General features: G+C 38.3%; 10 protein-coding genes. All 10 read left to right on the top strand.

Going from position 1 to position 11,181, the window contains the following annotated elements:
* Positions 1 to 103 precede the first annotated feature (103 nt).
* The 10 genes from RHP56_RS09595 to RHP56_RS09550 all read left to right on the top strand — a co-directional run bounded on the left by RHP56_RS09595 (position 104) and on the right by RHP56_RS09550 (position 11,136).
* A complete protein-coding gene (locus tag RHP56_RS09595; protein WP_462794696.1) occupies positions 104 to 841 on the top strand; it encodes an amino acid ABC transporter ATP-binding protein in 738 nt (245 codons plus the stop codon).
* A 91-nt stretch (positions 842 to 932) separates the two neighbouring features.
* Positions 933 to 1,799 (top strand): transporter substrate-binding domain-containing protein, encoded by an 867-nt coding sequence (locus RHP56_RS09590; RefSeq protein ID WP_102753535.1) that lies wholly within the window; start codon positions 933 to 935, stop codon positions 1,797 to 1,799.
* Positions 1,799 to 2,440: an amino acid ABC transporter permease gene (locus tag RHP56_RS09585; protein WP_010288921.1), complete on the top strand. Its 642-nt coding sequence runs from the start codon at positions 1,799 to 1,801 to the stop codon at positions 2,438 to 2,440. The genes RHP56_RS09590 and RHP56_RS09585 overlap by 1 nt, the downstream gene beginning before the upstream one ends.
* Before the next feature lie 10 nt (positions 2,441 to 2,450).
* Entirely contained in the window at positions 2,451 to 3,110 is a 660-nt protein-coding gene (locus RHP56_RS09580; RefSeq protein ID WP_011680478.1) for an amino acid ABC transporter permease, read from the top strand.
* 353 nt (positions 3,111 to 3,463) lie between these two features.
* The gene (locus tag RHP56_RS09575; RefSeq protein ID WP_096638760.1) at positions 3,464 to 5,098 is read left to right on the top strand and encodes a peptide ABC transporter substrate-binding protein; all 1,635 of its coding nucleotides are present in this window, start codon (positions 3,464 to 3,466) and stop codon (positions 5,096 to 5,098) included.
* Positions 5,099 to 5,181: 83 nt separating this feature from the next.
* Positions 5,182 to 6,099: an ABC transporter permease gene (locus tag RHP56_RS09570; protein WP_011680476.1), complete on the top strand. Its 918-nt coding sequence runs from the start codon at positions 5,182 to 5,184 to the stop codon at positions 6,097 to 6,099.
* Positions 6,100 to 6,110: 11 nt separating this feature from the next.
* Complete coding sequence (locus RHP56_RS09565) at positions 6,111 to 7,136, top strand: ABC transporter permease (RefSeq protein ID WP_011680475.1); 1,026 nt, start codon at positions 6,111 to 6,113, stop codon at positions 7,134 to 7,136.
* Positions 7,137 to 7,150: 14 nt separating this feature from the next.
* Positions 7,151 to 8,200, top strand: a complete 1,050-nt coding sequence (locus tag RHP56_RS09560; protein ID WP_011680474.1) for an ABC transporter ATP-binding protein — start codon at positions 7,151 to 7,153, stop codon at positions 8,198 to 8,200.
* Between the two features lie 2 nt (positions 8,201 to 8,202).
* Positions 8,203 to 9,138, top strand: coding sequence for an ABC transporter ATP-binding protein (locus tag RHP56_RS09555; RefSeq protein ID WP_102753534.1), 936 nt, complete (start codon positions 8,203 to 8,205; stop codon positions 9,136 to 9,138).
* A gap of 105 nt (positions 9,139 to 9,243) precedes the next feature.
* The gene (locus RHP56_RS09550; RefSeq protein WP_102753595.1) at positions 9,244 to 11,136 is read left to right on the top strand and encodes a M13-type metalloendopeptidase; all 1,893 of its coding nucleotides are present in this window, start codon (positions 9,244 to 9,246) and stop codon (positions 11,134 to 11,136) included.
* Positions 11,137 to 11,181: the final 45 nt, after the last annotated feature.

Genomic DNA, 11,181 nt, shown 5'->3' with positions numbered 1-11,181 from the left:
TAAAATGGTAATTAGAAGAGACTAGTTTTAGATTTTATGTTAGGCTAGTTTTTGCTACCGTGTGCACTGCGGTGTACACGCTCAGAAAAAGGAGAATTAAGTCATGTCAATGATTGAATTTAAAAACGTCGAGAAATATTATGGGAAGTTTCATGCTTTGAAGAACATTAATTTAAAAATTGATGAAGGTGAGACTGTTGTTCTTATCGGTCCTTCAGGGTCTGGAAAGTCAACTTTGATTCGTGCAATTAATGGACTAGAAGAAATACAAGAAGGTAAGCTTCTGGTCAATGGATTTGATTTACATGATCCTAAAACCGATATCAATCGTATCCGTAAAAACGTTGGCATGGTTTTTCAGCACTTTAATTTGTACAATAATAAATCAACATTGGAAAACGTGATGCTTGCACCACGTCTAGTTTTGAAGCGTAGTGAAGACGAAAATAAGTCTACAGCAATGGCTTTGTTGGATAAAGTTGGTTTGGCAGATAAGGCAGCTAATATGCCGTCTGAATTATCAGGTGGTCAAAAGCAACGTGCAGCTATTGCTCGTTCACTAGCGATGCAACCTAAAGCCTTGTTGTTCGATGAACCAACATCAGCTTTGGATCCTGAAATGGTTGGGGATGTGTTGGATGTTATGCGTGATATTGCTAAGGACTCATCGATGACAATGCTTGTTGTTACCCATGAAATGAGTTTTGCTAAGGCTGTGGCTGATCGTGTTATCTTTATGGCTGACGGTGAAATTCTTGAAGATAGTACAACCGAAGAATTCTTTACTAATCCTAGAGAACCACGTGCTCAACAGTTCTTGAGCCAAGTTGATCACAAATAAAATTTAGATTTGGAGGAAACGCGTTTTTGGAAGTTTCAGTATCTTATGATATGAAATATTTGAAAATAAAAGCCATTAACGCTCTGTTACTATGGAAAAAGCTAAAAAAAGACAGTTTGGTATCATTGCCACAATCGTTTTAGCTGCTGTTATTGTCCTCGGTTTATTGTGGGCAACTACTGCTGCTGAGAAAAATGAAGAGCATCAAGATACATTACAACGTGTTGAAAAATTAGGGCGAATTATTTGGGGTGTGAAATCTGACACCAAATTATTTGGTTTAATGGACACAAAGACTGGTGTTTCTAAAGGGTTCGACGTTGATATTGCTAAAGCATTAACAGTTCAGATATCAAAGCAAACCGGTGTTCCAATGTCTGCGGAATTTGTGCCAGTGTCTTCATCTTCAAAAATACAATTATTGAAGAATACTAATATTGATGGTACGGTATCAACAATGACAATCACACCTGAACGTGAAAAAATTATTGACTTTACGAATCAATATTTTGATGCCGGACAATCAATTCTGGTTAAAAAAGACTCAGGCATTAAGTCAATTAAAGATATGAACGATTCAAAGTATAAAATCATCGTTGTTGTTGGGACCACGGCTGCCGAAGAAACAAAGAAATTTGCACCAAAGGCCAAGTTGCTAGCTGTTCAGGATTATGCCACAGGTATGCAAGCCCTTAAGGCCGGCCAAGGTCAGGCAATGTCAACTGATAATGCGATTTTGTATGGATTTGCTACAGAAAACCCCGATTATCAAATTGTGGGCGGTACTTTTACCCACGGACCTTATGGTATTGCTTTTGATAATAATCAAGGGCCAATGGTTAGAGAGACGAACAAAGCGCTTGCAACAATTAAGAAAAATGGTACCTATAATAAATTAATTAAGAAATGGTTCAGCGATGTGCCAGGACTTGATTGGCATGAATTGGAGGCGAAATAATGACGTTATTACAAAATAATTTCCCAACGTTCTTGCAAGGATTCGGATATACTTTACTATCAAGTATTATTGCGCTAATCATTTCTATGATTTTGGGCACGTTCTTTGCTATTTTACAAATTTTGCCACAAAAATGGGCGCAAAAAATTGGTAATGTATATGTGCAAGTATTTCGTAACATTCCATTATTGATTATCACCTTCTTCTTCTTCCTAGTTGTTGCTAAGGTTATCCCAATGAACGGGTTTGCAGCTGGAACCATCGCATTATCATTATATACATCAGCTTTTATTGCTGAAACTGTTCGTGCCGGTATCCTTTCCGTTGATAATGGACAAATGGAAGGGGCGCGTGCTAATGGATTATCGTTTAATCAAAGTATGCGGTACATTGTACTGCCCCAAGCCTTTAAAATAGCACTACCATCACTTGGAAACCAATTCATTAATTTGGTTAAAAATTCATCAATTCTAGCCTTTGTTGGTGGATTGGATTTGATGTATCAAGGAAATATGGTTGCAGCTACTACGTTTGACACTTTTAGCACGTATATCATTGTGGCACTTTTCTATTTGGTAATTACACTGCCATTGAGCTACTACATGCAAAATCTCGAACGTAAACTAAAGCACGCAGCATAAGGAGGACAATATGGTTACATTAGGAATTTTTGACGCCTTTACACCGCAAAACGTCCAATATTTGTTGGGTGGATTAGGCATTACAGTTGGTGTATCAATTATCTCGGTTATTCTAAGTTTTATTGCTGGATCAATCATTGGAATTGTTCAATTTGAACGTATCCCATATTTTTCTAAGTTTGTCGGTACAATTAATAATATTATTCGTAATTTACCGTTACTATTAATTATTTTCTTCGTTTATTTTGCTTTACCAAAGCTAGGCATTCATTTACCTATCTTTTGGGCAACTGTTGTTGCGATGAGTACTTTTGAATCTTCCATGCTCGCTGAAATTGTGCGTGGCGGACTAGAATCAATTGATGAAGGACAGTTTGAAGGTGCACGTGCTAATGGACTAACAAATATCCAGACAATGATCTACATTGTCCTGCCCCAAGCATATAAGAAAATGATTCCACCAATCATTTCACAGTTGATATCATTGGTTAAGGACACAAGTCTTGCTATGGGTATTGTCTTAGCCGAGATGACTTATCGTGGTCAGATTATTTATGCACAAAACTCTACTTATATCATTCCGGTTCTGATTGCGATTACGTTAGTATACTTCTTGTTGAATTATGGCCTATCGTTAATTGCCAAGTGGTTTGATCGTCGCTTAGCCTAAGTACAACTTATAATTTTTAATAAAAGCATGGTTTTCTTTAAAAGAAATGGGGTTCACACGAAATGTGAAGCGTTTAATATATTTCTTTTGTGAAGTAAGAAAACGATGCTTTTTTTATTTTTATTCTAAGCATGCTATAGTTTTGCTGTTGCAATGATTAAAAATTTTGTGACGAATGAGGTGTTTTTTAGCACAAAAAAACTTATTAATAGTATAATTTTGTTAGTATTCCTGACATTTTAACGAAATGCAACAAAATATTAAAATCTAATATAAATGAGTTGCAAATGAGAAATTAACATGGTAAACTAAAAAACATCAACATATTAAGTATATCGGGAGGATATATCTTCATGGATACATGGAAAAAATGGGCGATCGGTGCAGCCGTTGTGGTTGTTGCTGGCGCTGGAACGCGTGCTGCCGGTCTCTGGGGTGGTTCGAACGGATCATCAAGTGATACACTCAAGTTTTCTTTTCCGACAGAAATTCAAACTTTAGATATTTCAAAAAATACGGATACTTACTCAGGAACAGTTATTGGTAACACCGGATCTAACCTGCTCCGTGTTAATGCCAAGGGTAAGACTGTTCCAGAATTGGCTAAGTCAGTTAAGGTATCGAAAGATGGATTGACTTATACTGCTACATTGCGCAATGGATTGAAGTGGTCAGATGGATCAAAGCTAACTGCTAAAGATTTCGTTTATTCATGGCAACGTATCGTTAACCCTAAAACAGCTTCGCAATATGCTTACTTGACATCCGGTGTTAAGAACGCGGATGATATTGTTGCAGGCAAGACAAAGGTTAGCGAGTTGGGTGTAACTTCTAAAGGGAATGTGATTACATTTAAATTAGAACGACCAATTCCGCAGTTTAAGTATTTACTGACTTTTGCTAACTTTATGCCACAGAAGCAAAGCTTTGTTGAAAAACAAGGTAAAAAATATGGTACAACTTCAGCTAAGCAACTGTATTCTGGTCCTTATAAGTTTGAAGGTTGGAATGGAACTAATAATAATTTCAAACTTGTTAAAAACGATAATTATTGGGATGCAAAGAGCGTTAAGACAAAGGAAATTGACTATTCCGTTGTTAAGAAGACAGAGACAGCTGTTCAATTATATAAGCAAGGTAAGCTTGACCGTGCGTCAATTTCAACACCAGAATTATATGCTGCTAACAAGAACAATAAAGATAAGGTAAAGGCTCCTGAAGCAACAACAGCCTATATTGAGTATAATCAAACTGGTAAAAATAAGTTCCTAGCAAATACAAAAATTCGTCAAGCTTTGAACTTGGCAACAAACCGTAAAGAACTAGTAGAACAAGTAACTTCTGGCCTATCAACTGCAGCAACTGGTTTAGCACCTCAAGGATTAGCTAAGACGGCTTCTGGCGAAGATTTGGCAAAGTACGTTGCTCCTGGTTACAAGTATGACACTAAAGAAGCGGCTAAATTGTTTGCTGAAGGTTTGAAAGAAGTCGGTGAATCAAGCATGACATTGACAATTACTTCTGATGCTGACAGCGCCAGTGCAAAAACTACTTTGGATTACTTGCAAGGCTCATTACAAAAGGCTTTGCCAGGCTTGAAGGTTGAAGAAAAGTTTGTGCCATTCAAGCAACGTTTATCTGATTCAGAAACGCAAAACTTTGATGCGGTTGTTTCACTTTGGGGCGGCGATTATCCTGAAGGCTCAACTTTCTATGATCTGTTCAAAGATGGTTCTTCATATAACAACGGTCAGTTCAAGAATGCTGCGTACACAAAGGCAGTTAACAGAGCAGAAACTACAAATGCTTTGAATGATTCTGCTCGTGATGCGGACTATAAGGAAGCTGAATCAGCTTTGTATAAGCAAGCTAACTTTAATCCACTTTACTTCCGTTCAGGCTATTCATTGGCTCGTCCAAATGTTAAGGGTGTAATTATTAACACAACAGGACTAAATATCGATCTAAAATACGCTTACCGTAAGTAAGAAATTTATGATAGAATTAAACTACATTTAATCAAAATGAGAATTGACGTATGTCAATTCTTATTTATTAGGAAGACAAGACTATGGTGAAATATATTTTAAAGCGATTGGCGCTTCTGATTTTCACGTTATTCTTGGTGATTACTGCTACGTTTTTCTTGATGCAAGTTATGCCAGGAACACCGTTCAATAATCCTAAATTAACGCCGCAAATGATTGCCCAATTAAACAAAGCATACGGATTGGATTTGCCTTTATGGCAACAATACCTGAATTATTTGGTAAATGCCTTTCGTGGTGATTTTGGAACATCCTTCCAATATCAAAATCAAAGTGTCAGCATGTTAATCGGACAACGGTTACCAATCTCAGCACAGCTGGGTGCCCAAGCACTGGTTATCGGTGTTGTTGCTGGTCTGCTAATGGGTGCAGTATCAGCTCGAAATAAAAATAATAAAATTGATGGCACATTAGGTGTGGTATCAACACTAGGAATTTCGGTTCCAAGTTTTATTTTAGGAATTATTTTCCTATATTTATTTGGATTTAAGTGGCCGCTATTTCCAGTCTCTGGTTGGGGGGATTCATTTTCTCAGTCAGTTTTGCCAACCTTAGCATTAGCTGTTACACCGGCCGCCGTTGTGACGCGCTTTGTCCGTTCAGAAATGATTGAGGCTTTAGGATCAGACTATGTACAGTTGGCACGTGCTAAAGGTCTTAGTGAAAAAGAAATTGTCAATAAACATGCTTATCGTAATTCAATGATTCCAGTTTTGACATTAGTTGGACCGATGGCTGCTGGTTTGTTAACCGGATCAACACTGATCGAAAATATTTTCTCAATTCCAGGCATTGGGCAACAATTCGTCTCATCTATTCCTACAAAAGATTTTCCAGTTATCATGGGTACAACAATTGTTTATGCTGTGATGTTGATGGTAATGATTCTGATTACGGACATTTTGACGGCAATTGTTGATCCACGTGTTCGTTTGCAATAAGGAGGCTCATGATGGCTGCAAATACTGAAGATTTTGTCATCGTTGGCGCACAAAGCTCTGATGCCAACGAACATATTTCCAAGCCAGCACTGTCATTTTGGCAGGATGCTTGGCGTCGTCTGAAATTAAATAAATTAGCGGTTGTATCAATGTGGTTTTTGGTATTTATCCTTGGATTTGCCATTATATCGAATGTTTTTGTGAAGCAAAGTGACGCAAACTCGTTTGATTCTGACAATGTCGGTAAATATAAAAATTTACCACCAAAGTCTGGACTACCAATTCCTGGCTGGAACGGTAAAATAAAATCACCAGGATCAACAGAAGCGACCGATTCATATAGTGATAATAATGTGAAGCAAAACTTTTTGTTTGGTACTGATAACATTGGCCGTTCACTAGGAAAACGTGTTATTGTCGGTATGCGCATTTCTCTATTAGTTGCAATCTCGGCAACAGTCATTGATTTAGTTATTGGTGTGACCTATGGCGTCATTTCTGGATGGAAAGGCGGTTGGGTCGATGTTGTCATGCAACGAATCATTGAAATTCTCTCATCTGTTCCAAACCTAATTGTTGTTACAATGTTTGGTTTGTTACTTGGTAATGGTGTTACATCGATTATAATCGCGATTGCCATTACTGGTTGGTTGAGTATGGCTCGTCAAGTTCGTAATATGACACTTTCTTTGAAAGAACGTGACTATATATTAGCCGCAAAATCATTGGGTGAGAGTTCAACAAAAATTGCTATCAAACATTTGATACCAAATATGGCTGGTACAATTATTGTTCAAATTATGATGACAGTGCCAAGTGCCATTATGTTTGAAGCAATATTATCAGCGATTAACTTGGGTGTTAAACCACCAACAGCATCATTGGGATCACTGATTTCTGATGCACAAAGTATGTTGCAATTCTATCCTTATCAAGTTTTGATTCCTTCCGGTATGTTGGTGTTAATTTCGTTGGCGTTCATTCTATTGGGTGACGGACTTCGTGATGCTTTCGACCCACGTGCGAGTGAAGATTAAGAGGTACATGTATAATGAGTAATCCAATTTTAAAAGTTGAAAATTTACACGTCAACTTCAATACTTATGCTGGTACCGTGCAGGCGATTCGTGATGTTTCATTTGATTTAAATGAAGGTGAAACATTAGCAATTGTTGGTGAGTCTGGATCAGGAAAATCAGTAACAACAAAAACTTTAATGGGACTAAATGCTAAGAATGCCATCATTCCTGATAATAGTCGATTGATATTTAAGGACAAAAACTTATTAGAGTTGAAAGAAGAAGAGTGGCAACACGTTCGTGGTAACGAAATTGCTATGATTTTTCAGGATCCAATGACGAGTTTGGATCCAACAATGAAAATTGGTCATCAAATTGCTGAACCATTGGTTAAGCATCGTGGCATGAAAGAAAAAGAGGCTCTGGCTCGTGCGCTAGAATTGATGAAAGGTGTTGGTATTCCTGATGCCGAAGAACACATCAATGACTATCCACACCAATGGTCAGGTGGAATGAGACAACGTGCGGTTATTGCAATTGCTTTGGCAGCTGATCCTGAAATATTGATCGCAGATGAACCAACAACTGCCTTAGATGTAACCATTCAAGCGCAAATTTTGAACTTGATGAAAGAACTACAGAAAGAATCAAATTCATCCATTATTTTCATCACTCATGATTTAGGTGTTGTTGCTGGCATGGCCAATCGAGTGGCTGTTATGTATGCTGGTAAAATTGTTGAGTATGGCACTGTTGATGAAATTTTCTTCAATCCACAACATCCATATACATGGGGATTGTTGAATTCAATGCCAACAACAGATACTGAAGAAGGATCGCTGCAAGCCATTCCAGGAACACCACCTGATTTGTTGGAACCTCCTGTTGGGGATGCCTTTGCGGCACGTAATCAATACGCATTAGCAATTGATAGTCGTGAGGAACCACCATTTTTCAAAGTTAGTGAGACACACTATGCGGCCACTTGGTTGTTGGATGAACGTGCGCCTAAGGTTACCCCACCAAGACAAATTTTGAATCGTTGGGCCCATTGGCAAGAATTACAAGGGCAGGAGGCTTAATCATGACCGAAGAAGCACCAAAGAAATTGGTTGAGTTGAAAGATTTACAGTTGTATTTTAACAAAGGTAAATCGAATGAAGTTCGTGCTATTGACCATGTCAGTTTTGATATTTATGAAGGTGAAGTATTTGGCCTTGTTGGTGAATCTGGATCTGGTAAAACAACAATTGGTCGTACAATTTTAAAATTATATGAACCAACGGCTGGTTCAATTACATTTGATGGGGAAGATGTCACTAAGTTAAAAGGAAAGCATCTTTCTGAATTTCGTAAGGATTCACAAATGATTTTCCAAGATCCTCAAGCTAGTTTGAATGGACGTATGAAAGTACGTGACATCATTGCTGAAGGTATCGACGTGAACCATTTAGCGAAGTCCAAAGAAGATCGTAATGCTAAGGTCCAAGAGTTGTTGGACTTAGTTGGTTTAAACAAAGATCATGCTTCTCGTTATCCACATGAATTCTCCGGTGGACAACGTCAGCGTATTGGAATTGCGCGTGCACTTGCGGTCGATCCTAAGTTCATTATTGCTGATGAACCGATATCGGCGTTGGATGTTTCGATTCAAGCGCAGGTTGTTAATTTGATGAAAGAATTACAAAAGAAACATTCATTAACTTACTTGTTCATCGCTCACGATTTGTCGATGGTAAAATATATTTCAGATCGTATTGGTGTCATGCATTGGGGAAAGCTGCTTGAGATTGGAACGGCAGACGCCGTATATAATCACCCCTTGCATCCATACACGAAAAGTCTATTATCAGCTATTCCGGTACCTGATCCGGAAGTTGAGAATAATCGCCAACATATTGATTACGATTCTAGTGTTGAAACAGACGGCAAAGAACGTACAATGTTGGAAGTTAATCCAGGGCACTTTGTTTTGGCAACTGAAGAAGAAGCCGCAACTTATAAAGTACAACAGAAGTAATATAAAAATCGAACATGCAATATTGTTCGATTTTTATATTTTAATGAAACTAGTATATAATGTTTGTTAACAAATTGAGTGTATTAAATGAGAAGGAGTGATTTAATGGTTCGAATCCAAGATGATTTTTATGAGGCAATAAATGGAGAATGGGAAAAAAAGGCGGTAATTCCATCTGATAAACCTCGCACTGGTGGGTTTAGTGATTTAGCCGATGATATTGAGCAGTGGTTACTAAAAACGACATCTGGCTGGCAAAAAGGTCAAGATTTACCTGATGACGATATTTTGAATAACTTTGTGAAATATCATCGATTGGCATCTGATTTTGCAACACGTGACGAGCTTGGTTCGTCTCCAATACGACCATTTTTGAAGCAATACCAATCCTTTTCGTCTTTTGCTGACTTTGCTTCACACATCGCTGATTTAGAAAAAGCGGGATTACCAAATGCGTTTCCGTTTGGTGTGGAACCTGATTTCAAGGACGCACGTACCAACGTTTTGTGGGCGGGTGGTCTAGATATTCTTTTGCCAGACACAACATACTATGCTAAAGATCATCCACAGGCAAAGGTGTTACTTGCTAAGTTTCGTGAAGAACAAGAGGATTTGTTGCCAAAATTTGGCTTTTCAGAAAGTGAAACTAATGATTTGATTGACAAATATCTTGCATTTGATGCACGGGTTGCGACCGTGGTATTGAGTCAAGAAGAGGGGCACGAGTATGCAAAGCTATACCACCCATATGAGTGGGAAAAGTTTGTCCAATTATCACCGGCGTTACCCTTAAACGATATTTTAAATGAATTGGTTGGTCAGATACCGGATATGGTTGTGGTTCCAGAAGAACGTTTTTGGCAAGCGGCTGATCAATTTTATTCAGAAGAAGCATGGCCATTATTAAAAGCATACCTGCTTGTGGCATTGGTTAATCAATTTACACCATATCTATCGGACGAAATTCGCATCTTGGGAGGAGTCTATCAACGAGCATTAAGTGGTCTTCCTGAAGCGATGAGTCAAGAAAAATCAGCCTTTTATCTTGCATCACGCCCGTTTAACCAAGCAATTGGCTTATATTATGCATCAGAGAAATTTTCTCCTGAAGCCAAAGCTGATGTTGAAGAAAAAGTTGCTTCAATGATTGATGTTTATAAGAATCGGTTGCAGTCGGTACAGTGGCTAAACACAGAAACGCGCAAGAAGGCAGTTACTAAGTTAAATACCATTGTGCCACACATTGGCTATCCAGAAAAGTTACCAGAACGCTTGAAGAAAAAAGTAGTTTCTAGCGATGTAACGTTGTTTGAAACAGCTTTGAAATTTCGAAAGATAGAAATTGCTTATGCTTGGAGTAAGTGGCATCAACCAGTAGATCGTAGTGAATGGCACATGCCGGCTCATTTGGTTAACGCGTATTATGATCCACAGCAAAATCAGATTGTTTTTCCGGCGGCTATTTTGCAAGAACCATTTTATAGCTTGGCACAATCATCTTCGGCCAATTATGGTGGCATTGGCGCAGTGATTGCTCATGAAATTTCTCATGCATTTGATACCAATGGTGCTTCATTTGATGAATTTGGTAGTCTGAATAACTGGTGGACAGACAAGGACTATGAGTCATTCAAAGTAAGGACGGATCAAATTGTTGCGCAATTTGATGGTTTAGACTCATACGGTGCAAAAGTCAATGGTCACCTAACTGTTTCCGAAAACGTAGCAGACTTAGGTGGTTTAGCAGCCGCACTAGAAGCAGCTAAACGTGATGATGACTTCTCTGCAACTGAATTCTTTGAAAATTGGGCTGCCATTTGGCGAATGAAAGCACGACCAGAATATATGAAGTTACTAGCCGCATCAGATCCTCACGGTCCTGCTAAATTACGGGTCAATATACAAGTGAAAAATTTTGATGACTTCTTTGCGACATTTAACGTGAAGCAAGGAGATAACATGTGGCTTGATCCCCAGGAACGTGTACAAATTTGGTGAATTTATTTTTAAATATATGTTACAGTTAAAAAGCGCAAAATGGGC

The sequence above is a fragment of the Leuconostoc sp. C5 genome (genome assembly GCF_056530425.1).
Note: the sequence above shows the minus strand (reverse complement) of the source record. Positions and strands in the feature narration are given on the sequence as shown.